General features: G+C 69.3%; 23 protein-coding genes and 2 tRNA genes. 6 read left to right on the top strand and 19 right to left on the bottom strand.

Annotated features, from left to right (window positions below; translation table 11 throughout):
- Nucleotides 1-29 precede the first annotated feature (29 nt).
- Nucleotides 30-2,540 (bottom strand): MMPL family transporter, encoded by a 2,511-nt coding sequence (locus HUA76_RS24545; protein WP_174462219.1) that lies wholly within the window; start codon nucleotides 2,538-2,540, stop codon nucleotides 30-32.
- Between the two features lie 434 nt (nucleotides 2,541-2,974).
- Between HUA76_RS24545 and HUA76_RS24540 the strand changes: the two genes are divergently transcribed.
- From HUA76_RS24540 to HUA76_RS24530, 3 genes are read left to right on the top strand one after another with little or no spacing between them, the layout of a single operon-like run.
- The gene (locus tag HUA76_RS24540; RefSeq protein ID WP_141645869.1) at nucleotides 2,975-4,522 is read left to right on the top strand and encodes an aminotransferase class I/II-fold pyridoxal phosphate-dependent enzyme; all 1,548 of its coding nucleotides are present in this window, start codon (nucleotides 2,975-2,977) and stop codon (nucleotides 4,520-4,522) included.
- 6 nt (nucleotides 4,523-4,528) lie between these two features.
- Nucleotides 4,529-5,710, top strand: coding sequence for an N-acetyltransferase (locus tag HUA76_RS24535; RefSeq protein ID WP_141645868.1), 1,182 nt, complete (start codon nucleotides 4,529-4,531; stop codon nucleotides 5,708-5,710).
- A gap of 18 nt (nucleotides 5,711-5,728) precedes the next feature.
- Nucleotides 5,729-6,730: an NAD(P)-dependent oxidoreductase gene (locus HUA76_RS24530; protein WP_141645867.1), complete on the top strand. Its 1,002-nt coding sequence runs from the start codon at nucleotides 5,729-5,731 to the stop codon at nucleotides 6,728-6,730.
- Nucleotides 6,731-6,804: 74 nt separating this feature from the next.
- On the opposite strand, the gene HUA76_RS24525 is transcribed toward HUA76_RS24530, so the two are convergent.
- From HUA76_RS24525 to HUA76_RS24495, 7 genes are all read right to left on the bottom strand, one after another.
- The gene (locus HUA76_RS24525; RefSeq protein WP_174462218.1) at nucleotides 6,805-7,440 is read right to left on the bottom strand and encodes a phospholipid-binding protein MlaC; all 636 of its coding nucleotides are present in this window, start codon (nucleotides 7,438-7,440) and stop codon (nucleotides 6,805-6,807) included.
- Nucleotides 7,441-7,494: 54 nt separating this feature from the next.
- Complete coding sequence (locus tag HUA76_RS24520; RefSeq protein WP_174462217.1) at nucleotides 7,495-9,279, bottom strand: TolC family protein; 1,785 nt, start codon at nucleotides 9,277-9,279, stop codon at nucleotides 7,495-7,497.
- Between the two features lie 383 nt (nucleotides 9,280-9,662).
- Nucleotides 9,663-9,735: transfer RNA gene (locus HUA76_RS24515), tRNA-Ala, on the bottom strand.
- A 55-nt stretch (nucleotides 9,736-9,790) separates the two neighbouring features.
- The gene (locus HUA76_RS24510) at nucleotides 9,791-10,192 is read right to left on the bottom strand and encodes a hypothetical protein (protein WP_174455490.1); all 402 of its coding nucleotides are present in this window, start codon (nucleotides 10,190-10,192) and stop codon (nucleotides 9,791-9,793) included.
- 56 nt (nucleotides 10,193-10,248) lie between these two features.
- Complete coding sequence (locus tag HUA76_RS24505) at nucleotides 10,249-11,553, bottom strand: RsmB/NOP family class I SAM-dependent RNA methyltransferase (protein ID WP_254614431.1); 1,305 nt, start codon at nucleotides 11,551-11,553, stop codon at nucleotides 10,249-10,251.
- 96 nt (nucleotides 11,554-11,649) lie between these two features.
- The gene (locus HUA76_RS46320) at nucleotides 11,650-12,318 is read right to left on the bottom strand and encodes a response regulator (protein WP_174462216.1); all 669 of its coding nucleotides are present in this window, start codon (nucleotides 12,316-12,318) and stop codon (nucleotides 11,650-11,652) included.
- Nucleotides 12,319-12,417: 99 nt separating this feature from the next.
- Nucleotides 12,418-12,503 (bottom strand) — tRNA-Leu (locus HUA76_RS24495).
- 96 nt (nucleotides 12,504-12,599) lie between these two features.
- On the opposite strand from HUA76_RS24495, the gene HUA76_RS24490 reads away from it, so the two are divergent.
- The 3 genes from HUA76_RS24490 (at nucleotide 12,600) to HUA76_RS24480 (ending at nucleotide 16,485) form a co-directional block, all read left to right on the top strand.
- A complete protein-coding gene (locus tag HUA76_RS24490) occupies nucleotides 12,600-13,346 on the top strand; it encodes a lipopolysaccharide assembly protein LapB (protein WP_141645884.1) in 747 nt (248 codons plus the stop codon).
- Between the two features lie 397 nt (nucleotides 13,347-13,743).
- A complete protein-coding gene (locus tag HUA76_RS24485) occupies nucleotides 13,744-14,700 on the top strand; it encodes a diguanylate cyclase (RefSeq protein ID WP_141645883.1) in 957 nt (318 codons plus the stop codon).
- A gap of 48 nt (nucleotides 14,701-14,748) precedes the next feature.
- The gene (locus tag HUA76_RS24480) at nucleotides 14,749-16,485 is read left to right on the top strand and encodes a response regulator (RefSeq protein ID WP_174462215.1); all 1,737 of its coding nucleotides are present in this window, start codon (nucleotides 14,749-14,751) and stop codon (nucleotides 16,483-16,485) included.
- Nucleotides 16,486-16,630: 145 nt separating this feature from the next.
- On the opposite strand, the gene HUA76_RS24475 is transcribed toward HUA76_RS24480, so the two are convergent.
- The 11 genes from HUA76_RS24475 to HUA76_RS24425 form a co-directional block, all read right to left on the bottom strand.
- Nucleotides 16,631-17,215 (bottom strand): HdeD family acid-resistance protein, encoded by a 585-nt coding sequence (locus HUA76_RS24475; RefSeq protein ID WP_174455488.1) that lies wholly within the window; start codon nucleotides 17,213-17,215, stop codon nucleotides 16,631-16,633.
- Between the two features lie 116 nt (nucleotides 17,216-17,331).
- On the bottom strand, nucleotides 17,332-18,258 hold the full coding sequence (miaA, locus tag HUA76_RS24470) for a tRNA (adenosine(37)-N6)-dimethylallyltransferase MiaA (RefSeq protein WP_174462214.1): 927 nt from the start codon (nucleotides 18,256-18,258) through the stop codon (nucleotides 17,332-17,334).
- On the bottom strand, nucleotides 18,251-19,153 hold the full coding sequence (locus HUA76_RS24465; RefSeq protein ID WP_371823515.1) for a hypothetical protein: 903 nt from the start codon (nucleotides 19,151-19,153) through the stop codon (nucleotides 18,251-18,253). Before HUA76_RS24465 ends, miaA begins: the two co-directional genes overlap by 8 nt.
- Nucleotides 19,141-19,320, bottom strand: coding sequence for a hypothetical protein (locus tag HUA76_RS24460; RefSeq protein WP_141646463.1), 180 nt, complete (start codon nucleotides 19,318-19,320; stop codon nucleotides 19,141-19,143). The genes HUA76_RS24465 and HUA76_RS24460 overlap by 13 nt, the downstream gene beginning before the upstream one ends.
- Nucleotides 19,317-22,415, bottom strand: a complete 3,099-nt coding sequence (locus tag HUA76_RS24455) for a PQQ-binding-like beta-propeller repeat protein (protein ID WP_174462213.1) — start codon at nucleotides 22,413-22,415, stop codon at nucleotides 19,317-19,319. Before HUA76_RS24455 ends, HUA76_RS24460 begins: the two co-directional genes overlap by 4 nt.
- Nucleotides 22,416-22,431: 16 nt before the next feature.
- Nucleotides 22,432-22,974, bottom strand: coding sequence for a hypothetical protein (locus tag HUA76_RS24450; protein ID WP_174455485.1), 543 nt, complete (start codon nucleotides 22,972-22,974; stop codon nucleotides 22,432-22,434).
- Nucleotides 22,974-23,270 (bottom strand): PqqD family protein, encoded by a 297-nt coding sequence (locus tag HUA76_RS24445; protein WP_141646465.1) that lies wholly within the window; start codon nucleotides 23,268-23,270, stop codon nucleotides 22,974-22,976. Before HUA76_RS24445 ends, HUA76_RS24450 begins: the two co-directional genes overlap by 1 nt.
- Nucleotides 23,267-23,674 carry a S24/S26 family peptidase gene (locus tag HUA76_RS24440; RefSeq protein WP_256434488.1) on the bottom strand — a complete coding sequence of 136 codons (408 nt, stop codon included), beginning with the start codon at nucleotides 23,672-23,674 and terminating at the stop codon, nucleotides 23,267-23,269. Before HUA76_RS24440 ends, HUA76_RS24445 begins: the two co-directional genes overlap by 4 nt.
- A gap of 137 nt (nucleotides 23,675-23,811) precedes the next feature.
- On the bottom strand, nucleotides 23,812-25,080 hold the full coding sequence (gene hisS / locus HUA76_RS24435) for a histidine--tRNA ligase (protein ID WP_217440148.1): 1,269 nt from the start codon (nucleotides 25,078-25,080) through the stop codon (nucleotides 23,812-23,814).
- A gap of 26 nt (nucleotides 25,081-25,106) precedes the next feature.
- Nucleotides 25,107-25,949 carry an archaetidylserine decarboxylase gene (asd, locus tag HUA76_RS24430; protein WP_141646468.1) on the bottom strand — a complete coding sequence of 281 codons (843 nt, stop codon included), beginning with the start codon at nucleotides 25,947-25,949 and terminating at the stop codon, nucleotides 25,107-25,109.
- A 13-nt stretch (nucleotides 25,950-25,962) separates the two neighbouring features.
- Complete coding sequence (locus HUA76_RS24425; protein ID WP_141646469.1) at nucleotides 25,963-26,679, bottom strand: hypothetical protein; 717 nt, start codon at nucleotides 26,677-26,679, stop codon at nucleotides 25,963-25,965.
- Between the last annotated feature and the right edge of the window lie 6 nt (nucleotides 26,680-26,685).

Below are 26,685 nucleotides of genomic sequence, written 5' to 3'. Positions count from 1 at the left end.
GCCACGAAAGCTCTGGAAGGTCACGAGACTCACGCCGATTTCCGCTCCCCCGATGGCGCGGTGTCCTGACCGGCCATGTCGAGCTCCAGGCTCCGGACGACAGCACCCTCCCGAGCGACCGAGCCCTTCCTCTCCTTCCAGCGCTCCAGGAGGGCGAGCAGCGCGGGGAAGAAGACCGTGGTCCCCAAGAAGGTGCACACGACCCCAAGTAGCGCAATCTGTCCGATGCTGCGCAATCCCTGGTGGTTGGCCACGAGCAGCGCGCCGTAGCCCGCCGCGTTCGACAGCGTGGCCACCACGGCCGCCAGCCCCGTGTGCCGCACCACCTTGCCGAGCGAGCCGGGGCCCTCCTCCTCGTACCGGTGATACAGGTGGATGGAGTTGTCCACGGCGATGGCCAGGAGATTCGGCAGCACCACGGCGTTGATGAAGTTGAGCTGCACGTCGAACAGGTACATGCCACCTGCAAGGCACGTCATGCCCAGGAACAGCGGCCCCGTCACCAGCAGCGCGCGCTTCAGGCTGCGCAGGCTCAGCAGGATGACGACGAACACCACCGCCGCCGCGGAGCACAGAATGAGCAGTCCGTCTCCGCGCACCAGCGCGAAGATGCGCGCGGCGATGCGGTTGCTGTCCAGGACGGACATCTCCACGCCCCGCGCCGTCGCCGTCTCCACCACCTGGTCGATCTGCGCGGCCCAGCGCTTCAGGTCGTCGGTGTCGTAGTTGGACACGGAGGGGAACAGCAGCAGGAAGGTGCCCTGGCCGTCGGTGGCCAGGAAGCGACGGCGCACCTCCACGGGCAGCGAGTCCAGACCGTAGGGCTTCGCTTCCACCATCTGCTCGAAGTCCTTCAGGCGCGGGTCCTCGTGCGCCGCCTCGGGCAGCCCCTGCAGCAGCGCCCGGATGCCGGCGATCTCCTTCTCCCGTCGCTCCAGGTCTCCCGGCACCAGGTCGTTCAGGGAGGTGGTGCGCAGGAACACGGAGTCGGCGCCGTTGCGCTGCTTCACCTCCGCGATGACCTGCTCCACCTTTGCCACCTGGGCCAGGTCGTCGACCAGGAAGATGGCCGGGTTGAGCGGCTGTCCCAACTGCTCGGTGACATGGTCATCCAGCCGCGACGCCGGCGAGTCACCCTTCAGCTTGCGCATGTCTGTCTCGAACCCCAGTCGCGGGGCGATGGAGACGGAGAACGCGGCGAAGCCCACCACCAAGAGAGCCAACAGCGCGATGACGGGCGTGGGCCAGCGCTTCCACTCGCGCGCCGGAGCCGGGGGTGCCGCCGACGTGGCGGTCTCCGCCGACGCGGGCGCGCCGTCCTTGCGCGCGGGGCGCAGTCGCTCCGCGATGGCGAGCAGTGATGGTCCCAGCGCATAGGCCGCGATGACGGCGAGCAGCACGCCCAGGCCCGCCAGGAAGCCGAACTGGTTGAAGGCGTGGAACTGCGCCAGGAGCAGCACAAAGAAGGCCGCCGCGTTCGTCACCGCCGAGGTGAGCGCGCCGCTGAACGTGCCGCGCACCGCCGTGGCCAGCGCGTCGCGCGACGAGCGCGTCCGCCGCTCCTCCCAGTAGCGCATGCACAGGTGCACGCCGTACTCGATGCCCAGGCCGATGAGGATGGCGACCAGGAAGCCCGTCACCACGTTGAGGTGGCCGATGGCGAGCTGCGCCACACCGAACGTCACCAGCAGCCCCACGACGACGGGCACGCCGACGACGGCCAGCGCCGCGATGCGTCGCGTGGCCAGCAGGATGAGCCCCACCGCGATGAGCGCGGACAGCATGCCGGCGCGCGACAGGTCGCCCCGCATCACCGCGTCTTCCTCGATGCGGTTCTGGAAGTTGCCCGTGGCCTCCAGCGTCACGGCGGGAAAGCGCTCCGAGGCCAGCGTCCGGCCCGTGCCCATGGCCAGCTCCACGAAGCGGCGCGCGAAGGAGAGGTCTCCCGCCGTCCCCATGGGCTTGAGCATGAGGTACACCTCGGTGCCATCCGCGTTGGCCAGGTACTCGTGCACCGGCGCGTTGGGCGAGTGCTTGCGGGCAATCTCCTCGAACGTGGGCGGCGGAGGCGTGGCCCCCAGGTCGATGTAGAAGGGGTTGGCCTGCTGCCGCTCGTAGCGCACCCGCGCCGCCAGCTCCGTGCGCAACTCCACCAGCTTCTCCGCCGGCAGCAGCAACAGCCCGTGACGGCGGAAGAACTCCACGTCGTAGCTGTGCTCGACGTAGCGGACCTCCGGCAGGGCCTCCAGTCGCGATTTCAGCTCGCTCGCGTAAGCCTTCAGCCGCTCCGGCGTGTCCCCCTTCGCGACGATGACCAGGTACCCATCCCCGCCGGCCTTCTGCGACACGCGTGTCAGGTCCTGGACTTCACGGGCTCCCTGGGGAAGTAGTTCCACGAATGAACCACGAAACTCCAACCGCGACGCCAGTGCCATACCGCCCGCGGCGAGCAATGCGCAGATCAGCAGCACGTACCAGGGCCGGGAGACCGCCGTCTGGATGAACCCCTCGAACCACCGTTCCCGCAGAGACCTGGCCACCGTCCACTCCTCGATGAACGCCGGGCATAGCAAATTCCCGGCCATTCGTAGCCCCCCCAAACAACGGGCGGCTGGAAAGCCTTCCGCCGGTCATTCAGGTGCCGCCGGACGTGCAGCCGAGTACACACGGTACTTTCCAGTATCCACTGGAAGACGGTGCGATGCGGCGGGGTGCCACCAAAGAGCCAGTGCTGTCAAGGCACGGGCGTCAAAGGGCCTCTCGCATGGGACTCAAGCGACAGTCCGCGCCTTGACACTGCCTCTCGGCCTCTTTATTCACCGCCCCGCGTCCCCCGAGGGAGGTCGACGGACGCAAGGTTGCCCCCGGCTCGGGAACGAGCCCTGCATGGTGAGTGGCGACCGGAGCGATGCATCCGCCTGACAGGCGACAAACCCTCCCCCGACGCAGACATACAGAAAGACCACAGAACACCATGAGCGACGTCTTCGACAAGTGCAGCAATTGGAAGGACTACCGCATCGCGAAGGCCACCGGCCTCTACCCTTACTTCCGCGTCATCGAGGCGTCGCACGGCGCCACGGAAGTGGAGATCGAGGGGAAGCGGGTGATCATGGTTGGTTCCAACAACTACCTCGGCCTGTCGGCGGATCCGCGCGTGAAGGAAGCGGCGATCAAGGCGACGGAGAAGTTCGGGACGACGTGCTCGGGCTCGCGGCTGTTGAACGGCACGCTGGCGCTGCATGAGGAGTTGGAGGGACGGCTGGCCAAGTTCCTCAACCGCGAGTCGGCGCTGGTCATCTCCACCGGCTTCCAGACGAACCTGGCGCTGGCGTCGATTCTCGGCCGCCACGACATCGTCTTCAGCGACCGGCAGAACCACGCGTCCCTGGTGGACGGCATCCGCCTGTCCTTCGCCACCGAGCGCAAGTTCCGCCACAACGACATGGACCACCTGGAGCAGCTCTTGTCCCAGGCGGATCCGAACGCGGGGAAGATCATCATCACCGACGGCGTCTTCTCCATGGAGGGAGACGTCTGCAACCTGCCGCGCATCGTGGAGCTGGCGAAGCAGTACAACGCCCGGGTGATGACGGATGACGCGCACGCGATGGGCGTGCTGGGTGAGAAGGGCCGGGGCACCTCGGAGTACTTCGGCCTGGAGAAGGAGACGGACCTCGTCATGGGGACGTTCTCCAAGAGCTTCGCGTCGCTGGGCGGCGTGCTGTCCGGTCCGTTCGACGTCATCAACTACATCCGCCACAAGTCCCGCTCGGTCATCTTCTCCGCGTCCATGACGCCGGCGTCCATCGCCTCGGCGCTCAAGGCGCTGGAGATCATCGAGGCGGAGCCGCAGCGCCGCGCCCGCCTGCTGGACATCGCGGAGAAGATGCACAACGGCTTCCGCGCCATGGGCTTCGACACCGGCGTGTCGGTGTCGCCCGTGGTTCCGGTGCACATCGGCGACCAGGTGAAGTGCTTCCGCTTCTGGCGCGCGCTGCATGAGGCGGGCGTCTTCGCCAACCCGGTGATTCCGCCGGCGGTGGAGGCGGGCCACGCGCTCATCCGCACGTCGTACATGGCCACGCACACCGACGCGCAGTTGGACCGGGTGCTGGACACCTTCGAGACCATCGGCCGCAAGCTGGGCGTGATTCCGGAGACGCGCCCCACGGTGTACGAGCCGGTGCAGATCGCCCGCCCGGGCACGTCCGTGCGCTCCAACAAGGCGAGCGAGAAGTGGGCGGCGGGCTCCGCCGGTCTGCTCGCGGACAAGGGCGGCATCACCCTGGAGCAGTTGCAGCGCATGTCGTCGCGCGAGGTGGCCGGGAAGATCTTCGACGCGGTGGAGCAGCTCACCTGGCGCGCGGCCAACCTCCAGCCGGAGGACCTGCGTCAGCTGCGCTCCGCGCCCATGAAGCTGTGGGAGAAGCGCGGCACGCTGCCCGGCCTCCTCCTGGAGAAGGGCGCGCACTTCTTCATGCGCAACGGCACCGACGGCAACCCCGCCGAGAGGACCTGATCCCCCATGGCCCTGCCCGCCGAGCCACCCGCGACACAGCCCGCCCTTCCTCCCCTCCCCTTCGACGTCCTGGTGACGCCCGTGCGGGGCGCCGCGGCGCAGATGACGTTCATCCGCTTCCCGGCCTCGCTGTACGCGGGAGACCCCAACTGGGTCCCCCCGCTGGAGATGGAGCGCAAGGACTTCCTGGACCCGAAGAAGAACCCCTTCTTCGAGTATGGCGAGGTGGAGCTGTTCCTCGCCCGGAGGGGCCAGGAGGTGGTGGGCCGCATCGCCGCCATCCGCAACCCACGTCACCAGGAGATTCACGGCACCAAGGAGGGCTTCTTCGGCCTCTTCGAGTGCGTGAATGACGCGGGCGTCGCGCGACTGCTGCTCGACGCGGCGGGGGCGTGGCTGAAGCAGCGCGGGCTGGACGCCATGCTCGGGCCGGCCAACTTCTCGTCCAACCAGGACTGGGGCCTGCTCATCGAGGGGCACGACTCGCCGCCGGCCGTGATGATGCCGTACAACCCGCCCTACTACGCGTCGCTCATCGAGGCGTGCGGGCTGGTGAAGGCCAAGGACCTGTTCGCCTACGAGCTGTCCTCGTCCGCGGAGCCGCCGGAGAAGGTGGTGCGCATCGCGGAGAAGATGCGCCAGCGCGAGGGCATCACCGTGCGCGCGGTGAACCTCAAGGACTTCGCCAACGAGGTCGAGCGCATCCGCGACATCTACAACTCGGCCTGGGAGAAGAACTGGGGCTTCGTGCCCTTCACGGACCGGGAGTTCGACCACCTGGCCAAGGACATGAAGACCATCGTCCGGCCGGAGCTGGTGCTCATCGCCGAGGTGAAGGGCGAGCCTGTCGCCTTCTCCATGACGCTGCCGGACGCCAACCACGCGCTCAAGGCCGCCAACGGGCGCCTGACGACGTTCGGCCTGCCCATTGGCCTGGTGAAGCTGGCGCTCGCCTCGCGAAGCATCCGCCGCCTGCGCCTCATCACCCTCGGAATCAAGGAGGGCTACCGACGCCGAGGGCTGGACGCCATCCTGTACCTGGACACGCTGCGCACCGCGCACCGGCTCGGGTACTCCGGTGGAGAGATCTCCTGGACGCTCGAGGACAACCACCTCGTCAACCGCGCCATCGAGTCGATGGGTGGCCAGCGCTCCAAGGCGTACCGCATCTACCAGCGCCCGCTGTAATCCTCCTGGAGTCTCCTCGTGCGCTTCCTCCTCACCGGTGGCACTGGTTTCATCGGCCATCGGCTCGCGAGCCGCATTGTCGAGCGGGGTGACTCGCTCACGGCGCTCGTGCGCTCCAGCTCTCGTCGCGACGCGCTCGCGGCGCTCGGTGCCCGGTTCGCCGTGGGAGACCTGACGACGGGCGAGGGCCTGGCGGAGGCCGTGCGCGACGTCGACTGTGTCCTGCACCTGGCCGGCGTCACCAAGGCCCGGGAGCCCGCGGGCTACTTCGAGGGCAATGCGAATGGCACCCGCCGCGTCGCGGAGGCCATGGCGTCACTGCCCCGCCCTCCCCGGCTCGTCTACTGCTCGTCGCTGGCCGCCGCGGGGCCGTCCACACCGGAGCGTCCGCGCCGGGAGGAGGACCCTCCGGCGCCCGTCTCCGTCTACGGCCGCAGCAAGCTGGGGGGCGAGGAGGCCGTGCGCGAGCTCGCGGACCGGGTGCCCTCCGTCATCGTCCGGCCCCCCATGGTCTACGGCCCTGGCGACGTGGAGTTCATCCCCTCCGTGATTCCCATGGCGGAGCGAGGGCTGGCGCTCAAGAGCGGCTTCGGGCCCAAGCGCTACTCGCTCATCCACGTCGATGACCTGAACACCGCGCTGCTCGCGGCCGCCGAGCGAGGCCCCACGCTGGACAAGGCCGACCCGGCGCGCGGCGTGTACACCGTCTCCGATGGACGTGAGTACACCTGGGAAGAGCTGTGCGCGGCGGTGGCCCATGCGCTGGGCCTCAAGGCCCCCACCGTGCTGCCCGTGCCCGACAGCGTGGGCTACATGATTGGCCTGGGGTCCGAGGTCATCGCCCGACTGCGCGGAATCACCCCCATCCTCAACCGCGACAAGGTGCGGGAGATGACCGCCGCGGCATGGACCTGCACCACCGAGCGCGCCTCGCGTGAGCTGGGCTTCCTGCCCACCATTGCCCTGGCCGAGGGGCTCGTCGGCACCCTCGCGTCGTACCAGCAGCTCGCGCGCACCTGAAAAGACGAAGGCCGAGGCCCCTCGCGTGGGAGCCCCGGCCTGGAGTGCTTCGGTGACGCGGGGTTCGCGTCAGCTCACTTCGTCGGACCCGCCGAGCCGCCCGTCGCCGAGCCCGTTGCGCCCGTGGAACCCTTGGCCGAGTTGGCCGCGTTCTCCTTCTCGAGCTGCGCCCGCTTGGTCTTCAAGGTGGAGAGCAGGCCGTCGAAGCCCTTGGTGCTCAGCAGCTTCTGGAACTGGCCCTTGTACGTGTCCACGAGGGACACCTCGTCGGTGACGACGTCGTAGATGCGCCAGTCGCTCTTGGCGTTGGGCTTGTACAGGCGGTAGTCGACGGGAATCTGGTCCTTCTTGAGGGTGAGCGTCGTGTTGACGGTGGCCTCGGTGCCCTCGATGGACTCCTTGCCGTACTTCACTTCGGCCTGGGCCTGGCCAATGGCCTTCTGGGCATAGGAGGCGCGCAGGAGCCCCGTCATCGTCTCGGAGAAGTCCTTGCGCTGGGTGGGCGTGAGCGTGGCCCACGTCTTGTCTCCGAGGGCGCGCTTCGCCAGCTCCTGGAAGTCGACGAACTTCTCGACGACGCTGGCGAGGGATTCAACGGTGGCGCCGGGAGCGTTGGCGGCCTTCTGGACATCCGCGTTCCCAGACTTGACGACCGAGAGGGGACCAGGCGCCGCGGCGATCAGGGTGGCGGCAAGCAGGGAAGCAATCATGGCTTTTCGACTCCGTGAAGGAGGACGGTACAGCGGACAGACGCGGCGCCCCGATTATTCACCCGGGGCGGGTGGCGTCCCCGTGACTCGGGCGAGGGCCGCCATTCCCAACCGGACGTCGAACCAGCTCTTCGACCGGTCGCCTGTAACCTGCGCATAGGCCGTGAAGGCGTCCACCAAATCGCGCGTTTCGCCCGTCCCCAGGTCGAAGGCGGCGAACGCGGAGGTGACCCAGCGACGCGCGCTCTTCTCCGCGTCCGTATACGCCCGGGCCCGAGACCATGCGGCCACCAGCTCGCCATGCACCTTCGCCACTTCCAGGCGGATGCCGGCGCGAATCTGCTTCTCCTGGGCGCGCAGCTTGTCGAGCTCCGCCCGCGCCTGATCCAACTGCGCGTCCTTGATGGGGATGTCGAACGTCCCCCGCATCACCAGGCCGAGGCCCGCGGTGCGATCATTGTACGGGTCATACGCGAAGGGGCTGCGCTGCCGCGTGGCGCTGGTGGTGAATCGCACGTCGTAGAATCCCGCGAGCCCGAGGTCCGGGAAGTAGCTCCGTTCACGGATGAGCACTTCGGACTCACGCGCGACGATGCCCGCGGCGATGGCGGTGAACTCCGGCCGGTACTGCTCGGCCAACGCCACCGCCCGCTCCAGCGAGGGGGGCTGCACCTCCGCTTCGGGCGCCAGCTCTTCCTCCACGACGTCGACCGACGCGCCGGGAGTGGCGTTGGCCAGCACGCCGATGGCGGTCAGCGCGAGCGCGCGCCCTTGAATCGCCTCGGCCTTCTTGGCCTCGACGATCTGCCGGAAGAAGCGGACCTTGTACGTGTCCACCTGGGTCACCTGGGGTGACTCCTCCTTCAGGAGCGCGGCGATGCGCTCGGCGGCGTCCTCCAGTCGCTTGGAGACCTCCTCGAGTTGCTGCACCCCGGAGCGCGCCAGCTGGTAGCTGAAGTACGCCTGAGCGGCCTGGAAGCCCGCCTCGTCCTGGGCCCGCTCGCGCAGCGCCGCGCCGAGGATGGGACCCTGCGCGCCCGCCTTCTCCAGCGCGGTCAGCTTGCCGAACGTGTAGAGCGGCAGCACCGCGTTTCCAGAGGAGAACACCGTCATGCCGACCCTGCCGAGGTTCCAGTCTCCTTCGTAGGACGCCTCGGTGGTGGGCGGGCCGCCGACGCCGTCATTGCGCGCCTCGGGCACCGGGCCTCCCGCGCCCACGGAGATCTCGAACTTGGGGAACCAGGCCCACTTCGCCTGTTTGTAGAGCGCCTGGAACTTGCGCAGCTCCGCGCTCGCCTCCTCCACGCGGGAGTCCGTCGCGCGCGCCCGTTCCACCAACTGCCCCAACGTCAGGGGCGCGGCCTTGGCGGGCGGGGCGTCCGCATCCGGTACCTGCGCCACGCCCTCCTTGGCCTGCTGCGCCTCGCGCGCGGTCTCTCGCATGGGCGCCGGAGACACCGTGCGGCCCCCGGAAGGGTTCGTGGAGCTGTCCACCGTCTCGGGCGCAATCGTCGGCGGACCTGGAGGAAGCGTGGTGCCTCCCGTCGAGCCCGTCGACGTGGCGGGAGCCTGCGGCGCGGCGGCGCCAGGCGTCGGCGTCCCCGTGCTCGGAGTGGGAGTGGGCGTGGGCGTGGGGCTTCCCGTCGTCCCGGTTCCCGTCCCGGACTGACCGCTGCCGGTGGTTCCCGTCGTCCCCGGCGTCGAGCTGCCCGAGGTCCCCGTCGTTCCCGGCGTCGAGCCACCGCCCTGCCCCGCCGAGCCTGGGGTGAGCTGGGCGGCCGACAGCCCACCCGCGAGCACCAGCGCCACTGCCACGCCTCGATCCAGGTGTCTGCGCATTGCTCGGCCTCTCGCGGGCCCCCATATCCGAGAAGCCCGCGACGTCGCAGCATCTTCCTTCGCCAGGGCACAGTCACCGACCAACTTCGTCCGCTGTCGAGAGTCCTCGTCCATCGCGTCCCCATGTCCCCGTGCCGCGCCACAGTGAGTAGCGTCGAAGGGGCCACGTTCACCACGTCGCGACATCGCCGAGACCTCGAATCGTGCTTGGAAGAATGCGGAGGACGGGACGCCAGCGCGGAGCAGCTCCGGGGAGTCGTCGGTCACGCACCCGAGGAAGCCGCGTGAGGGCCCGGCGCGAAACCGGGTCCATCGCTCGCGACCGCCTGTCGGAAATGAAAAAGGCCCGCCAGGTTTCCCGGGCGGGCCTTTCTACTTCAGAGTGGAGCTAACCGGGATCGAACCGGTGACCTCTTGAATGCCATTCAAGCGCTCTCCCAGCTGAGCTATAGCCCCGTCTTTTGCTGCTGGCCGCCTTGGGTTGCGGCCCGACGTCGAAAGTGCGTGCCTTCTACCGTTTCTTGTTCCCAGGGCCAAGAACTGTTTGAGGCTTCGGTGCGTTTTTTCCAACCTTCAACCGCTCGGCGACTTCCTCACCTTCCCGAAGGATATCGGTGAGCTCGCGAGCATGCGCCTCGGCTGCCTGCTCGGCCGCCTCGATGGCCTTGAGCGCGGACGCGAAGCCCGCGGGAAGCTCCAGCCTGCCCTTCTGGATCTGCCGGTAGACCAGGTCACCGAGCTCCTTGAGAGCACGGTCCTTCTGGTCCTTCAGCACGGTGGCCCTGGCGTTCGCGCGGGCCAGGTCGGTGTTGCGCTCCACCGCCTCGCGCAGCTGCGCCAGACGGGCCTGCGCCGCCTGGAAGGCCTCGTTGATCTGCTTCACCACCTCGGACTGCTTCGCGTCGGCCGCCACGTGGGTGACACCCCTTGAAGAACCAATACTGGCGTAGCGTGTGGGCTCGTGGACTGTCAACCCTGCCCCGTCGTCCGGCGCAGCCTCGCGGCGAAGAATCCGCCCCCTGGCACCTTGGGCGGCAGGGACTTGAGGTACGGCCCGTGGGCCGCCAGCGCAGCCCGTTCCGCTCCGAGCACGTCTGAGACAGGCTCCAGGGTGAACTCCGGATGCTTCGCCAGGAAGCCCTCGACCACGGCCTCGTCCTCGTCCGGCAACACCGAGCAGGTGGCGTAGACGATGAGCGCTCCGTGCTTCGCCTGCCGGGAGACCTCCTCCAGCAGCTCGGACTGCGTCGTCTGGTACTTGGCGATCTCCTGCGCGGTGAGCTTCCACTTCTGATCCGGCTCGCGCGCCAGTGAGCCCGTGCCGCTGCACGGCGCGTCGATGAGCAACACGTCCGCGTCGGACAGGGGCAAGGGATGCGGGAAGGCCACCTGCCGCAGCGAGAAGTGACGCACCCGCTCACGCGCCTCGGCCAGCCGGCGTCGGGAGCGGTCTCCCGCGAGCACCCGTCCCGAGGGACCGACAAAGTCCGCCAGCGCCAGCGTCTTGCCGCCCGCGCCCGCACAGACATCCGCGACGGTGAGGCCCGTCAGCGGGCCGCCCACCGGACGGCAGACCTCTGAGATGAGCTGGCTGCCCACGTCCTGAACTTGCAGTCGCCCCGTCTTCATCATCCGCGTCTCGAAGACGCGATGGCTCGCATCCACCACGCGCACCGCGTCCGGAGCGGCGAGCACCGCCTCCGCCGCGACGCCCTCCTCCACCAGCGCCGCCAGGACTTCATCCCGCGTGCCCGGAGGCCTGACGCGGAAGTGCAGGCCGGGCTCCTCGTCGAGCGACGACAGCAGTCCCTCCAGCGTGGCTTCGTCCGGGTACGCCTGCGCCAGCTTCTGCACCAGCCAGTTGGGGAACGAGTACCGCATGGCGAGCCGCTCCGCGTGGGAGTCCGGCAGCGGCGCCTCGGGCAGCTCCGACTCCACCACCTTCTGGAGCACCTCGTCCTTCAGGGTGCGCGGCCTCATGGGGCCCGGCAGTCGCACCTCCGGGCCGATGCGCGCCCAGGTCTCACCACAGAAGATGCGCCGCCACAGCGCGTACCGCACCAGGGCCTGATCCTCCACCATCACCAGTTTGCCCGGCGGGTGGCCCAAAAGCTTCGCCGCCAGATCCAAGAGGCGCTGATGACGGGACAGCTCGCGAACGACGAGCGCGGCGAAGCGCCGCTCCTGGCCTCCGAGCCCATCCGCGTCCCTCAGCGCATTGGCCAGCGCGGCCTTCAGCGGATCTCCCCGCAGCACCGCGATGTGCGCTTCCAACGCCGCCGTCGCCGCCCTCCGCGAGGGACGACCGAGACGTGCCGCATCATGCGGAGTTGTAGGCCAAACAGTGTCCACGGGTGCCAACCTGCCCTTTCAACCGTCCAGGCCGAGCGTGATGACGAGACACCCGGTGGGCGTGCGCACCTCGGGCGTTTCGTCCGCACCCACGAAGAACGTCGCCGGGGCCACGAAGCGTGTCCCCTCGATCTCCAGCTCGCCCTCCAGCAACAGGGCCGCCTCCCGCCCATGAGGCCGGGCCGACCAGGCCCACTGCCCCGCCGCCGCCAGCCGCACCCAGATGGCACCCGCCGCCTTGCCGCCCGGCGAGGCCAGGTGCACACCCGGCGCGCACTCCACCCAGTCACTCTCGGAGGGAACCTGTCCCCTCGACGCCAGCTCCACGTTCCGGTGCACGGCCAGGAAGCGCTCCACCAACCCGAGGATGTCCTCGATCTGGAAGGGCTTCACCAGGACGCCATCCGGGACGAAGGGCCTCAGGGCCCGCGCCACTTCCTCCGGAGACGCCGCGCTGACGATGGCCACCGCCTGGCGCCCCTTCCGGGCCGCCTCCAGCACCGAGCGCCCGCCCGACTCTCCGCCGCCGATGCGCAGGTCCGTGACGACGAGGTCGAAGCGCTCCTGGCCGAGGGCCGCCAGCGCCGAGCTCACTTCGCCGACCGAGCGCACCTCCGCCAGGTCGGAGATCAGCTCACCCATGCCTTCCCGGAGGCTCGCGTCGTCCTCGACCAGCAGAACCTTCATCTCGGGGTATCTCCAACGCCCCTGACCGGAGCACGTCCTCCACGGTCCCAGGCGGGGGAACCGGCGATGCCCTGCCAGTCACCCACCCCTTTCGGGAAGTGGCCCTCCCCGGACTCGAACCGGGACGCGGGGTCAGCCGCAGCGGATTTTGAGTCCGCCTCGTCTACCAATTTCGACAGAGGGCCGTTTGTTACGGAAGCGGCCAGACGTATACCGCGACGGTCGCCCGTATGCATCCGAAGATTGCGGTGCCGGACGCACATCGCTATGAGGGCCCCCGCATGTACAACCTGCTCATCTCGCTGGCAGTGGGAATCGTGGTCGCGCTGCTGGTGAAGTTCGCCGGCTTCTCCATCTGGGCGGGCCTGGTGCCCGGCCTCATCGCCGCACTCGGTACCTTCATCTTCCTGGCCCGGCGGGTCGCCACCCGCATCCAGGCACTCATGACGACGGTGCAACAGGACCTCCAGTCCCAGCCCACCAGTCAGAAGGACGCGCAGGGCCGGGTCGACCGGGCCGTGAAGACGCTCGAGAAGGGACTCGTCTATGACAAGTGGCAGTTCATGGTGGGTCCGGAGATTCACGCGCAGATCGGGATGCTGAAGTACATGGTGAAGGACCATGACGGGGCGCAGGCGGCCTTCAGCAAGGGCAGCTCCCGCAACTACATGGCGAAGGCCATGGAGGGTGCCCTGCGCTACCAGCGCAAGGACTTCGCGGGGATGAAGACCGCCTTCGAGTCCGCCACCAAGAGCGGGAAGAAGGAAGCCATCGTCTGGGCCGTCTACGCCTGGTGCCTCCTGCAGAACAAGGAGAAGGACGAGGCCCTCAAGGTGCTCGGCCGGGGCGTGGAGGAGAACCCGAAGGACGAGAAGCTCAAGGCCAGCCTCGCCCAGCTCCAGAACGACAAGCGGCTGAAGATGAAGCCCTACGAGCCGCTGTGGTGGCAGTTCGGGCTCGAGGCCCCGCCGACGATGCCGCCCATGGGCGGTGGTGGACGCCGCATGCAGTTCGTTACCCGACGTTGATCCCAGGAGCGAGGGGGGCGTGCGCGCCCTCCTTCGCCCGGGAATTCCTACCGCCTCCCCTGCCCTGACGCTGGAACGACTTCCGATCCGCCTTTGTCGCGAGGAAGCGTTCGCATCGCAACCCCCTGAAATGACTCCCGGCCGCATGCCTGCTCCAAGGGCATGCTGCTTGCTCTTCGCCCACGCGCGCCGACGGGGATGACACCCGCCGCGCACAGCAGTCGGGCCTGGCGGCCGGAGGTCTCGGGTGAAGGTTGCGGGTGGGGATGGGTGCTCGCAGGACCGGGCGGTGGCGGATGCGCGTGGGGCGCAGGGGCGGCGAGAGCACCTGGTGGGGCGTGGCATCCGAGACCTCTGGACCGCGAATCATCGGGAGATCAACGAAGCGGAGAGGTTCATGCAACGGCGAGGGCGCACCTCGGAGCGGTCCCTCCTCCTGGTCATCGAGGATGACGCGAGCGTGTTGGAGAGCCTGTCGGACCTGCTCGCCTCGCGCTTCGATGTCCTGGGCGCGGCGGATGCGGGCGTGGGGCTGGAGTTGGCGAGCGAACATCGTCCCGACCTGGTGCTCCTGGACAGATTCCTGCCCAGCGGGGATGGGCTGGCGGTGTTGGAGGCGCTGCAGCGGGACTCCCGCACGGAGTCGACGCCGGTCATCTTCCTGACCGGGGACGCGGACGAGGCCACCCTGGAGCGCTGCCTGGAGATGGGGGCGGTGGACTTCATCCACAAGCCGGCGAGCGCGAGGGAGCTGATGGCACGGATCGACCGGGCGCTGCGGCAGAGCGAACAGCAGCGGCGGCTTCAGATCCTCGCCCAGACGGATGCCCTCACGGGGCTGGCGAACTTCCGGGCCCTCACCGTGCGGCTCGAAGAGGAGCTGCGCCGGGCCCAGCGCTACGGCTACCCGCTCAGCGTGGTGGTCATCGACCTGGACCACCTCAAGGCCATCAACGACGGGATGGGGCACGACGTGGGCAACCGGGCCATCCTCGCGCTGGCCAACCAGCTCAAGGGCAATCTGCGCGAGTCGGACTTCGCGGCGCGCTTTGGCGGCGACGAGTTCGTGGCGCTCCTTCCCCACCAGACGGCGCTGGAAGCGGCGGTGTTCGCCGAGCGCATCCGCACCGGGCTGCATTCCGTCGGCGTGCAGAAGAGCGACGGCCGCCCTGCTTCCTTCGGGTTGAGCGTGAGTGTCGGCATCGCCGACCACACATTGGAAACACCCCGGGACGATACGGATGCGCTGATGAAGGCGGCGGACGCGGCCCTCTACGAGGCCAAGCGCGAAGGGCGTGACCGGGTCGTGGTGTTCGGCCGTCCGGCGCTCGCGCCGCCCGTGCAACGACACTGAGCGCGGGGCGGGACGAAGCAGGCGACGGCGGGAAGCTAGAGGGCGCGGATGATTCTGGGCAACAGGCTGACGAGCGGTTCGAGGGTGGCGGTCGTCGGGGGCGGTATCGCGGGGGCGGGGCTGGCGGCCTCGCTGCTCTTCAACGGCAGGGCACGGGGGCTGACGCTCGATGTGCGCGTCTACTCCGGGGGACTGTCCGAGCGCACCGCGCCTCCCGCGGTGCTGACACCCGAGTGTCGCTCTCGCCTGGCCGCGCTGGGCTGTCGCATCCCCACCGAGTGGCGCGCCCACGAACTGCGGGGCGTGGAGATCATCGCCGAGGGACGTCGCGAGCTGCTGACCGCCTCCCCCGGTGGCCTCTGGGTGGTGGACGGCTGGCCCCATGGAGAAGGCGGACTGGCCCAGGTGCGTGATGTGCTTGCCACGGCGGCCAGCGCCCAGGGCGCACGTTTCCTCGAGCGGCACGTGGACCGGGTGGAGCGTCAACCCGCGGCCCCGGATGCGCCCGCGTCCGTGAGAGGCGCCGGGCCGCTGGTGGTCCGAGCGCAGGGAGGCGGCGAGCGCTTCCATGCGGTGGCCCTGGCCAGTGGCGCGGGGCCGTTGATGGGTGACGCGTTCTTCCCGGGCTTCCGCCCCGCGCCCACGGTGGCGGCCGTGCAGGCACGGCTGCGGCATGCCTCGCCACGGCTGGAGATCGCCCCCGTCGCACGGCTGTGGGTGGCGCCGCTTCCCACGGTGGATGGGCTGTTCCTCCTGCCGGGCGCGGACTCCGTCTATGCGCTGGCCTTTGGCCCCTCGGTGACGCCGGCCGACCTGTGCCAGGCGCTGATGATGGCCGCGCGCGATGGACTGCTGGAGGAAGGGTTCGAGCTGGCCGCGCTGGAGCCGACCCGGTTGCCCTACGGGCCGGGGCGCACGCTGGTGGCGCCGGGACAGATCGCCGTGGGCCCCGCCGCGTTCGGACATCCGCTCCAGGTGGGGCTGTCGGAGACGCTGGCCTCATGCAGCCGGGCGGCGGTGGCGCTGCTGGATGGTGGGCTGGATGGCTCGGCCCTGGAGCGTCGCTACGTCCGCGAGGGCCTGTGCGAGTTGATGGAGGACGCGGCGGCCGGAGCCCGCGCGGCGTCGTGGCTGCGGCGCGCCGGGAAGCGAGCGCCTGGGGCCTTCGTCGCGGCGAAGGGACGGCGCACGTCGTCCGGTGTCTACGGGGGTGGAGTGCTGGGCCTGAGTGCTCCCACGCCGCTGGCCCTGTTGGGGGCGATGCGCTGGGCGGGCCTGCGTGAGGTGGTGGGCTCCTGGCTGCGCACGACGATGGAGCCCGTGCCCATGGCGGTGCCGGAGTTGGAGCCCGACTTGTACTACGTCGTGGACGATGACCCAGACGCGCGTGAGGCGCTGACGGCGCTGCTGGAGAGCACGGGCGCCAAGGTGGTGTCGTTCGCGGACGAGCTGGCGCTGTTCTGCGCCGTGGCGCGACGGCCACCCACGGCCATCATCCTCGATGTCGTGCTGCACTGGGTGGACGGGCTGCGCTTGTGCGAAGGCCTGAAGCAACACCCCCTCACGCGAAGCACGCGCGTGGTGGTGATGAGCGGCTTGAATCGTCCGCACGTCCGCCAGAGAGCGCTCGACGCGGGGGCCGAGGCGTTCCTGCCCAAGCCCGTGGATCCGGAGCGACTGCTGCGCATCCTCACCGGCCGGTTGGCCTCGCCCAGCACCACGGCTGACGCGACGACGCGACAGCCGACCGATGCGGGTGGTTCGGACCGCTACGCCGCTTCCTAGGGAGCGGCGCTCGGCACGGTGCCTTTCAGTTCACCGTGCCCGCACCGAGGCGTGACGGGGTGACGCGCGCGACGCCGCACGCCCACGAGGAAGGGCACGGGGACTCCTGGTCGCCGTGCCCCTCGTTCGTTCCGCGAGCGCCCGCTTACGTGGCGATGCGACGCAGGCCGCGGCGCAGCTCCAGCGAGCCGGCCATGAGCGCGATGCCACGCATGAGGATGGAGATACCCACCAGGGTACCCACCAACCACACGGCGGAGACCGGCCACTGCGCCATGACAATGACACCCAGGGCGATGGAGATGGCGCCATAGGCGCAGTCCCAGCCCCACTGGGGATACCGGTCCATCAGCGAGGTCACCACGTGGAAGAGGCCGCTGGCGAAGAAGTAGCCAGCAAGCAGGAGTGTCAGCGCCCCCAGGCCCGCCGCCGGATACACGAGCACGAAGAAGCCCACCACGGTGGAGAGCACGCCGCTCAGCAGATAGAGCCAGAAGGGCCCGCCGGCCTTGCGGACACGGAACGAGGAGACAATCTCCGCGATGCCTGTTCCGGCCAGCAACGCGCCGAAGAGGATGACGGAGACCAGGCTCGTGAGGAATGAGGCCCCCAGCGCGACGAAGCCGAGGACGGCCATCAAGAGCCCCAGGACGAATGGCGGTCCCCAGGCCGCCGAGGCGGCCTTGCTTCTGTCACCTGTCGCGGGTTCACGTTTGTAACTGGTGTCCATGTCGGTCCGCCTCCCTTGGAGGAAAGATTCAGCGGCGAACATGGGTGCCTCGGAGCACGGGGACAACGGCCTCACTTCCCGCTCCTCCCCTCCCCGCCCCTCCCTGGAGGGTGACTTCAGCCCGGTGCGCTCGGCGTGCTCTCGCGCAGGGAGGCATACGGGGGCTGGATGAAGACGGCGCCCGGCTCCTTGCGGAACCAGGTGAGCTGGCGTTTGGCGTACCGCCGCGTCTCCTGCGCGGTGTCTCGAATCGCCTCGTCCACGGACAGGCGGCCCTCCACCACCGCACGCGCCTGCACGTAGCCCACGCTTCTCATCGGGGCGGCATCACCCAGGCCACGCTCCAGATGTGCCCGGGTTTCCTCCACGAGCCCGGACGCGAACATGGCCTCCGTGCGCGCGTTGATGCGGCCGTACAGCTCCTCTCGCGGCGGGTCCAACACGTAGAACCGGAAGGGATACCGGTCCGGAGCGAACGCATGGGCCTTGCGGAACTCGGAGGCGGGCACGCCCGTTTGCGCGTGGATCTCCAGCGCGCGGACCACTCGCACCAGGTCTTGAATGGGCAGCTTCGCCGCGGTCTCCGGGTCCACTTCCGCAAGCCGGCGATGGACGGCCTCGCGCCCCTGTTCCGCCGCGAGCGCATCCATCTCCGCGCGCAGCTCCGGGAGCGCTCCCGGGGCGTCCACCACGCCGTGAAGCAGGATGCGCAGATACAGCCCCGTGCCTCCCACGACGACCACGGGCCGACCGCGTCCGGTGATTTCAGCGATGGCCGCGTCCGCTCGACGCTGGTACTCGGCGGCGGAGAAGGTCTCCATCGGGTCCACCACGGACACGAGGTGATGCGGCACCTCGGCCAGCTCCTCCGTCGAGGGCTTCGCCGTGCCGACGTCGAAGTGCCGGTACACCTGTTGCGAGTCCGCGCTGACGATCTCCCCACCCAGGCGACGCGCCACCTCGATGGCCAGCGACGTCTTCCCCGACGCCGTCGGCCCGGCCAGCACCGTCAACGTCGGTCTCCCCTCCTGTGCCTCACCCATGTCCCGACACTCCCAGGGCCTCACGCACCACGGTGGCGGCGGACGCATCTCGCGAGAACACCAGCCGCACCGGCTCCACGTCCGTCAGCAACCTCCCCGCCGAGGCGAGCAGCGCACCGCGTCCCTCGGAGGAGGCCTCCGACAACAGCGCATTGTGCACCAGCACCCGGCCCACGTCCCCGGCACGCTGGCGCTCCCAGCGCGAGCTCGAATCCCAGGCCAATGTCCCCACGGCACGAAGCCGGGCCTCACGTGGGAACCCGAGGTTCCACGGCGTCCCCGCGGCCCGCCATGAGCCCTCCATCGCATCGGGCCAGACCGCCACCAGCTCATCCGAGAGCAGCGCCTCGCCAGCGTCCATCCATAGCCCACCCAGGGTGCTCTTGCCCGCGCCCGAGTGCCCCGTGAAGAGCGCCGCCCCGTCGCCATGCACGAGCGCCACGCCATGCACCAACAGGCCACCGCGACGCGCCAGGTCCGCCGCCAGCATCACCCGCAGCACCACCTCCACGGGGAAGCGACCCGCGCCGACCACCTCACCACGGAGGCCGTCCGCGTCGAGTCTCGCCGAGTAGTCCTCCCCTTCCAGTCGGAGAGAGCCATCCTGCTCGCGCCAGGGTCGGGGCAGCTCGCGGGTCGTCGGCTCGGGGCGGGCCACGGAGGGGGCCGCGACGCGCAGCCGGCAGACTCGGACACCGGCCAAGGGTGGAGCAATGACGAAGCCCGCCAGGGAGCGGTGCAGCAGCTCCCGGACACGGGAGTCTGGCACCTGGAGGCCCACGGTCCATCCAGCGATGGAGAGCCATGGGCCTGACGTCTCCAGGCCGTCTTCGTCGGAACCGCCGGAGCGCTGGGGACCGGACGGGCCGGCTCCCGACGCGTTCAGGGCGTGCACTCCGACTCGCCGGGGATGTTGCACTGGGACATGGCCGCGAGCGCGACGAAGGGCTGCTCCCACAGGATGGCGGGAGCCTCGTAGCGCGAAACGGCCTCGGTGGAAGCAGTCCGAGGAACCTCCGTCGACGGCGACGGAGAGGACGAAGGAGTCGAGGGATTTTTCACGGGAACGGTACCGGGAAGGCGCAGATGCGGCCGTCCTGAGAGCCCACATGCAGTCGGGAAACGGTGGTGTCGATGGTCGGAGTGCCGATGAGCTGAGTGTCGCCGATGGACACCTGCTGCGAGTCCACGCCGCCAATCATCTCGAGCTGATGCACCTTCCCGTCGGAGCTGCCCACGTAGATGCGGACAACGCCGTTGGAGTTGAGGGTGAAGGTGCCGGAGGGATTCGCGATGGGCGTGGTCCACACCTGAGAGGGTGCCGTCTCCCCAGCCGTCACGTGGTCCCAGAACTCCACGCTGCCACTCGCGAGGCTGGCCACGAAGCCTCCGCCCAGGGGCCGCACGAAGCTGGTGAACGCGGGCGTGCTCGGCGAGGGGCGCGTCGCCACATTCGCGCTCCACACAGAGGTCAGGGTGCCCGCGTCGATGGCGTGGACGACGCCATCGCTGTTGGTCACGAAGATCTGATTCGCCACGGCGTTGCGCACCAGGCTGTGCTCCAGGTCGCCCAGGGAGAGGCGCGTCACCTCGGTGCCCGTCAGCGTGTCCAGGACGCGGAGCGACGCCGTTGTTCCACCATGCGTCTTCGAGCCGATGAAGAGGCGGTTGGTGGTGTAGTCGACCACCATGCCACCACTCACCATGCCCAGGTCTCCGGGCTGGTAGGTGAAGACCGGCGTGCCCGTGCGCGCGTTGAGCGCGACCACGCGATTCAGGGCCGGGTTCGCCAACCGCGTCGCGAAGAACGCCAGGTCCAGGTTCGGCCGCGCGGCCTTGTACGCGGTGTTCGCGTAGTCGTGGAGCTGCGTGACGGGGAAGGACTGGATGGTGCCAATGGGTGCGCCGGTGTTGTCCCAGCGCCACAGCTCCGTGCCAGTGGTGGCGTTGAGCGCGTAGGCGACGCCTGACTGGTCGGCGGTGAGGATGTACTGCCCGGCCAGGCCATTGAGCGGTACCACCGGGAAGCGGCTGCCGATGAGGCCCGACAGCGGAAGCGGACGCCAGCGCTCGGCACCGTCGGCCGAGGGCGTGGTGACATTGGTGAGGTTGGCGACGACCGAGTCGTTGAAGGAGCTGAAGATGCCCACGCCCAACTCGGTGATGGGCTGGAGGCGCGCATCCAGGCCCACCGAGTAGCACCACAACGGCGCCGCACCGACGCGGGCCTGGGGCGTCGCGATGAGCGCCGCCGAGGCCGTGGGCCGGCTGCCCGCCGAGTACCGCCCCACGTCATCCGTGTTGAACACGCGGTAGTGGTACGTGGTGCCGTTGACGACGGCGGTGTCGGTGATGGACGCCGTCGAAGTGAAGCTTTCGGAGGCGACGACGGTGGCGTTGCCCAGCGTCGAGCCGGCGGCGTAGGTCCGACCGGCGACCGGCAGCGTGTCGGGCGCGGCCCCCGCGGCGCGAAGCACCAGCACTCCGCTATGCACTGCGGGGTTGTCCCACGTCACCGTCACGCTCGCATCTCGAGCCACCGCGGTGAGTCGCTCGACTTCCGGCGCCGTGCCCGTGGCGATGGTCACCGGGGTCTCGATACGCGCGGCCGATTCGGACGCGTACGCGAGAGGCAGATGCATCCGGTGGCGGAACGCCGTGGGCGCGGTGACGTTTCCGACATTCGCGTACGTCACGGTGAAGGCGCGTTCCTGGTTGGGCATGATGCGCGCGGGGTTGTTGTTCGCCGTCCAGGTGAAGCTCGTCGCATTGCTCGAGATGGACCACCCCGCAGGAGCCGCCGGGCTGCCGCTGACGAACGGGAAGAAGTTCACGGCGGGCCGGAGCAGCGTGACCTGCTCGAGCGGCAGCGTCCCCCGGTTCTGCACCGTGTAGACCACCGTCTGGTTCGGCACGCCCGGAACGAGCACGGACGGATTCGCCTTCAGGCGGTGCGTCACGATGCGGCCCTGTCCCGAACGAACGACCTGGGTCGTCGCGGCGCTCCCGTTCAACGTCGCATCCGCCTGCACATCGAAGGCGAAGTCGGAGAACTCGGCGCCGGTGAGGGTGTAGCTCCAGATGAAGTGCGCGGAAGCGCCGGGGGCCAGGCGCGACACGCTCGCGGGACTGGGGCCGGAAGCGAGGGCCGCCACGGCAGTGCCCACGAAGATGGGGGCACGAGGCGTCACGTTCAGATAGGACGCGGTGGTGGACGTGTTGGTGACGCTGAGCCGCACCTTCACCGTCTCACCCACGAAGGCGTGGACGTTGTCCACGTCACCCGAGGCCGCGAGCACACCCACGTTCACCATGGGCGTGTCGGCCACGGCCGAGGTGACCGATCCGCTTCCGTTGGTGGCGCGGACGCTGGCCACCATCGTCCCGCCCGTCTCAGTGGTGGCTCGAGCGGAGAGGATGGCCGCGTTCCGCAGGGGAATGTTCACCTGGAAGTTGGCGGGCTGGACCTCGACGACCTCGAACGAGACACCGCCCACGCCGGTGCTGGGGCCTTCGGCCGTGATGTTGTTCTGGGCGGCCGTCTGGCTGGTCCGGTTCTCGATGACGAGGCGCGCGGTGAGGTCGTCGCCCACGGGAAGAACCCGTGGCTGGATGTCGACCCGCGTGGACAATCCCACGCGCCGCCACTCCGCTGCGTCCGCCGTCCGGTTCGTGCCGAAGGACGAGTTTCCGCAGGACTCGTGGGCCGTCAGCGCCGTGAACCGCTGGTCCGCGGCGTTCGTGTTGCCCACCTGCGGAATCATCCGCAGGGTGAAGGTCGCCGTCTGGTTCTGCATCAGGCCGGCGTCCGCCTGCGCGCAGTTGACCGGGATGTTGTACGTCACCAGGCGCGCCGCGATGAAGTGGTCCGCGACCCAACCCGTGGGCGCCGGGCTCTCCAGCAGCGTGTAGCCCGTGGGCAGCGTGAACGACACCTGGTTGATGGGCCGGAACTGCGGCGAGGTGCTCCGGGTGTTGTTGCGCACCTCGACGCGCAGCTCGGAGACCTCATCCATCACCACGGTCGCCTGGGTCTCCCCGGGCTCCGCGAGCGTCGTGAAGACGGCGGCGCGGGTCGTGCTCTGGGCCAGCGCGGCGGAAGGAAGGACGAGCACCGCGACGAGCACGGCGAGGCGGGCGTTCAGCGTGGGAATCATGGCGGAAGGCCTCACGTCACGGCTCCAGGGTGAAGGCGGCCGTGGTCAGCGGCGCGCCGTCGAGAAAGAAGCGAACCTGCCACGTCCCGCTCATGCCGGAGGTGGCCACCGTCGTTCCGGCCACGGGCAGCGAGAAGCGCACGGTACGAGTCACGTCCGGCTTCGCCTCCACCACGGAGGTGCGACGCTCGTACGGATGGCCCGAGGGCGACACGAACTCGACCTCCACGCGGCCCTTGCCACGCACGCCGCTCACCGTCAGGTCCACGTCCACCTGGGACACGTCCGACAGGCCATGCGCGTCCAGCCCCACCACCTCCGCGTGTCCTGAGACGGGCGTCGGCATCGGCTCTCCCTCCGCGGCTTCAGCCGTCGGAGGCCGGGCGGCCTCGCTCTCCTCGCCCAACACGTCCGTGGGAGCAACGGGCTCCACGGCGGGCGGCGTGCCCTCCGCGGGTGCATCCGTCCAGTCGAACACCCGGGGAGAGATTCCGCTCTCCGTACAGGCCGTCAGCAGCAGCGCCGCCGCCGAGCAGCCCGCCGCAATGCGCGCTCGCATCACCGTACCTCCTGAAGCTCGTCGACCAGGCCCAGTCGGGCCAGGTCCGTGAGAAACCGCAACGTGTCCGTGAGCACCTGGCCCACGTCCATGGAGAACTCGCGGGCCACGACGTCGGCCACCGAGCGCGCGGAGCGCGTCCCGTCACTGAGCTCCCAGATTCGCACCGCCGTCGCGTTGAGGCCACGCAACGTGCGCCCCTCCGCGTCCAGCAGGAGAAAGTCCGCGCCGAAGCGCTGTCCCTCCGCCCCCACCCGTCGCCGCGGAAGATGGTCCGCCGAGAAGTCGCCGCTCATGGGCGCCCTCCCCGTCCCAGCCACCGCGCCACCCTGCCCCGCACCACCGCGCGCACCCGACCGAGCCGCGACGGCCCCCGGTCCCACCCCGCGCCCAGCTCCACCGCGCCTCGCCGGACACACGTCACGCGCCCGAGGATGCGCGATGCGGGAATCGGCGGGTCCTCCGCCGGCGCATTGTCCCCGCGCAGCGACAGCACGCCCTTCCCCGCTGCGCGGACCCGATGCAGGACGAGCGCGTCGTCGAACCGCGCCAGCACCACCTCACCCGGCCGAGGCTCGCCAGACAGCGGCTCCACACCGGCGAAGTCCCCTGCCCGCAACGATGGCCACATGCTGTCTCCCCGTACGGGAATCCAGCGAAAGGCCGAAGGCGAAGCGGAGGTGGGGGACTCACCCGACATTTCCGAGCCAGTCTACTCCACCGGCCAGGGCGGCGCGAATGAGTCCCTTTGGATTCCCCTTGAATTTCCCGGAGGTTACAAGACCCCTCCGGGTTGGTCTGAATCGCGGGGAGTCCTGAATTCCCTCGACTACAAACTCAGGAGGCGCTGGGGGCGTCCGCCCGGGGGGCGGCCGAGTGGGCCCGCACCGTCCGCGCGATGTCGTCCAGGGCCACGGGGATGGGCTCCCCTCCGGCCATCGGCTTGAGCTTCGCCTGCCCGCTGGTGCGCTCCAGCTCTCCGAGCACGAGCGTGAAGCGCGCCCCGCTCTTGTCCGAGCGCTTCATCTGGCTCCTGAGGGTGCCGCCGCGCGTGTCGAAGTCCACGCGAAGGCCCTCGCGCCGCAGCCGGCTCGCCAGGGTGAAGGCCGCGTCATGCGAGCCCGCATCCGCCACCGCGATGAACAGGTCCGGCGTCGCGCCGAACTTCTGCTGGCTCTCCTTGAGCAGGAGCACCAGGCGGTCCAGGCCGCACGCGAAGCCGACGGCGGGCACGTCCGGCCCCCCCAGGCTCTTCACCAGCTTGTCGTAGCGGCCACCGGCGCCCACCGTGCTGGCGGTGCCCAGCGCGGGGTGCGAGGCGATGAACTCGAAGACGGTGCGCGTGTAGTAGTCCAGGCCGCGAACCATGCGCGGATTGACGACGAACTTGATGTCCAGCGCCGTCAGCTTGCGCTGCACGTCATCAAAGTGCGCGCGGCACGGCTCGCACAGGAACTCGAGCACGTTGGGGCCCTTGGCGGCCACCGCCTGACACGTCGGGTTCTTGCAGTCGAGCACCCGCAGCGGGTTCTTCTCCATGCGCCGGTGACAGTCGGAGCACAGCTCCTCGCGGTGGGCCTGCAGGTACTCCACCAGCTTCGCGTGGTACGCGGGCCGGCACGTCTCGTCGCCCAATGAGTTGAGGTTGAGCGTGATGTCCTGGAGCCCCAGCTTCTGGAGGAACTGGGCCACCATGTCCATCACCTCGACGTCCTGGGCGGCCTCCTTCGAACCGTAGGCCTCCGCGCCGATTTGATAGAACTGCCGGTAGCGGCCCGTCTTCATCCGCTCGTACCGGAACATCGGCCCCGTGTAGAACCAGCGCGTCAGCGGCTCCTTGTTCACGATGGAGTGCTCGATGTACGCGCGCGCCGCCGGCGCCGTGCCCTCGGGTCTCAGGGACAGGCTGCGGTCGTTCTTGTCGGTGAAGGTGTACATCTCCTTGCCGACGATGTCCGTCTCCTCACCCACGCTGCGCACGAACAGCGCCGTGTCCTCCAGCATGGGCGTGCGGATCTCCCCATAACCGAAGCGACCGAACAGCTCTCGCGCCAGGCCCTCCACGTGCTGCCAGATCTCAATCTCGCCTGGCAGCAGGTCGTTCATGCCCTTGACGGCGCTGAGCGTCTGACTCACGGGATGACTCCAATGCGCTGCCCCAGCCGAAGCACCGCCTCTTCCTGGAGGCTCGCTTCCCACTTCACGCGGCCGGGCTCGAACAACAGGATGACGGTGGAGCCCATCTCGAACCGACCCAGCTCGCCGGCCTTCTCCACCTTGTAGCCCTCTTGATACCGGTGCACCTTGCCCGGCTGGCCCGTGTGCGTGGTGATGTCCTCGTAGGACGCCTTGATGCGCGACACACAGGTGGCGCCCACCTTCACCACGGCGCACTGCCCCGCCGCCGTCTGGAGGTAGGTCACCAGCCGCTCGTTGACGCAGAACAGGGACTGCTTGTTCTTCACCGACGCCGGATTCACCGGCCAGAACTCACCGGGGATGTACGCATAGCCGGTGATGGTGCCCGCCAGCGGCGAGTGGATGCGGTGGTAGTCGCGCGGCGACAGGTAGATGGTCGTCCAGGCTCCACCGTGGAAGGGCTTCGCCGCCTCCGCGTCCCCCAGCAGCTCATCCACCGTGTACTCGATGCCCTTGGCCTGCAGGCACCGGCCGTGCTCGGAATAGCCCACCTGCGACACGCGGCCGTCCACCGGGGACACCACGGCCTTCTCGTCCGGGTCAATGGGGCGCAGGCCCGGCTTGAGGGCGCGCGTGAAGAACTGCGCGAACGTGGGGTAGTGCTCGATGGGGTGCTCGGCCTCCGCCATGTCCACGTTGTAGGACTTGGCGAACGCCCGCATGGCCGCCTGGTGGACGGGCGCGGGAATGGGCACTCGCGTGGCCATGCCCACCGCCGTCGACAGGGCGGACTTGGGCAACACGCGCATCAACTTCATGAAGGTCTGTTCGTTCATGGGGCGTCTTTGACTAACGGCCGGCGTCGGTCCCCGCGGGGGGCTCCGTCCCGGCATCCAGCGTCCGCGTCACCGTCCGCACGGAGCTCTTGGGCAACAACATCAACACCCGTCCCTCTTCGACGATCAGCACCGTGTCGGGATGTCCGGGGTACTCCAGGCGGCAGGCCGTGCTGTCAGTCAGCTCCCACGCGTCCCGGATGCCGCGCCCCTCCACGTTGATGGGGGTGCCACGCTTGAAGCAGCCTCGGAAGCCGGCGACCAGCTCGTTCGCCGGGGTGCCAGTCTGGGGGCCGTTCACCGGGCCAGCGTCTGGAGGACCGGCGTCCACGGCCTCGGCGGGAGGAGGAGGCGGCGGCGGTGCCAGCGTGGTGGAGGGCGCGTTCGGGACGACCTCGTGGGCGCTGGCCACGGCCTTCTGCCTCGCGACGAGGGCCTCCTGCATGCGCGCCCGGTTCTTCTGGATGCGCTGGAGCAGCTCCTGCGCGGAGGGCGCATCCAGGCTGTCCTGGGGCACGCGTTGGAGCTTCGCCTCGATGGACCCCATCTGCGGGTCCAGATAGGCGTCATCCAGCTTCTGCGCGTACAGCTCGCGGAACTGGCGGGTGGCCTGCTCGTACTCAGCGGACGGCGGTGGTGGCTCGCGACGGCAGGCCGACAACACCAGCAGGAGGGCGGAAACAAGGGCCGCGAAGGGCCGGAGGGATGCTCGGAGGACCTGGGGGCGCACGCACCC

It is taken from the genome of Myxococcus sp. CA056 (assembly GCF_013336715.1).
Classification (GTDB): Bacteria; Myxococcota; Myxococcia; order Myxococcales; family Myxococcaceae; genus Myxococcus; species Myxococcus llanfairpwllgwyngyllgogerychwyrndrobwllllantysiliogogogochensis.
Note: the sequence above shows the minus strand (reverse complement) of the source record. Positions and strands in the feature narration are given on the sequence as shown.

What these genes read in the sequence shown, in the direction of transcription:
- HUA76_RS24445 (WP_141646465.1), bottom strand. Translation starts at nt 23,270, where the DNA reads ATGAGCGGCGACTTCTCGGCGGACCATCTTCCGCGGCGACGGGTGGGG.
- HUA76_RS24480 (WP_174462215.1), top strand. Translation starts at nt 14,749, where the DNA reads ATGATTCTGGGCAACAGGCTGACGAGCGGTTCGAGGGTGGCGGTCGTC.
- HUA76_RS24485 (WP_141645883.1), top strand. Translation starts at nt 13,744, where the DNA reads ATGCAACGGCGAGGGCGCACCTCGGAGCGGTCCCTCCTCCTGGTCATC.
- HUA76_RS24535 (WP_141645868.1), top strand. Translation starts at nt 4,529, where the DNA reads ATGGCCCTGCCCGCCGAGCCACCCGCGACACAGCCCGCCCTTCCTCCC.
- miaA (WP_174462214.1), bottom strand. Translation starts at nt 18,258, where the DNA reads ATGGGTGAGGCACAGGAGGGGAGACCGACGTTGACGGTGCTGGCCGGG.
- HUA76_RS24520 (WP_174462217.1), bottom strand. Translation starts at nt 9,279, where the DNA reads ATGCGCAGACACCTGGATCGAGGCGTGGCAGTGGCGCTGGTGCTCGCG.
- HUA76_RS46320 (WP_174462216.1), bottom strand. Translation starts at nt 12,318, where the DNA reads ATGAAGGTTCTGCTGGTCGAGGACGACGCGAGCCTCCGGGAAGGCATG.
- asd (WP_141646468.1), bottom strand. Translation starts at nt 25,949, where the DNA reads ATGAACGAACAGACCTTCATGAAGTTGATGCGCGTGTTGCCCAAGTCC.
- HUA76_RS24475 (WP_174455488.1), bottom strand. Translation starts at nt 17,215, where the DNA reads ATGGACACCAGTTACAAACGTGAACCCGCGACAGGTGACAGAAGCAAG.
- HUA76_RS24525 (WP_174462218.1), bottom strand. Translation starts at nt 7,440, where the DNA reads ATGATTGCTTCCCTGCTTGCCGCCACCCTGATCGCCGCGGCGCCTGGT.
- HUA76_RS24440 (WP_256434488.1), bottom strand. Translation starts at nt 23,674, where the DNA reads ATGTCGGGTGAGTCCCCCACCTCCGCTTCGCCTTCGGCCTTTCGCTGG.
- HUA76_RS24455 (WP_174462213.1), bottom strand. Translation starts at nt 22,415, where the DNA reads ATGATTCCCACGCTGAACGCCCGCCTCGCCGTGCTCGTCGCGGTGCTC.
- hisS (WP_217440148.1), bottom strand. Translation starts at nt 25,080, where the DNA reads ATGAACGACCTGCTGCCAGGCGAGATTGAGATCTGGCAGCACGTGGAG.
- HUA76_RS24540 (WP_141645869.1), top strand. Translation starts at nt 2,975, where the DNA reads ATGAGCGACGTCTTCGACAAGTGCAGCAATTGGAAGGACTACCGCATC.
- HUA76_RS24490 (WP_141645884.1), top strand. Translation starts at nt 12,600, where the DNA reads ATGTACAACCTGCTCATCTCGCTGGCAGTGGGAATCGTGGTCGCGCTG.
- HUA76_RS24450 (WP_174455485.1), bottom strand. Translation starts at nt 22,974, where the DNA reads ATGCGAGCGCGCATTGCGGCGGGCTGCTCGGCGGCGGCGCTGCTGCTG.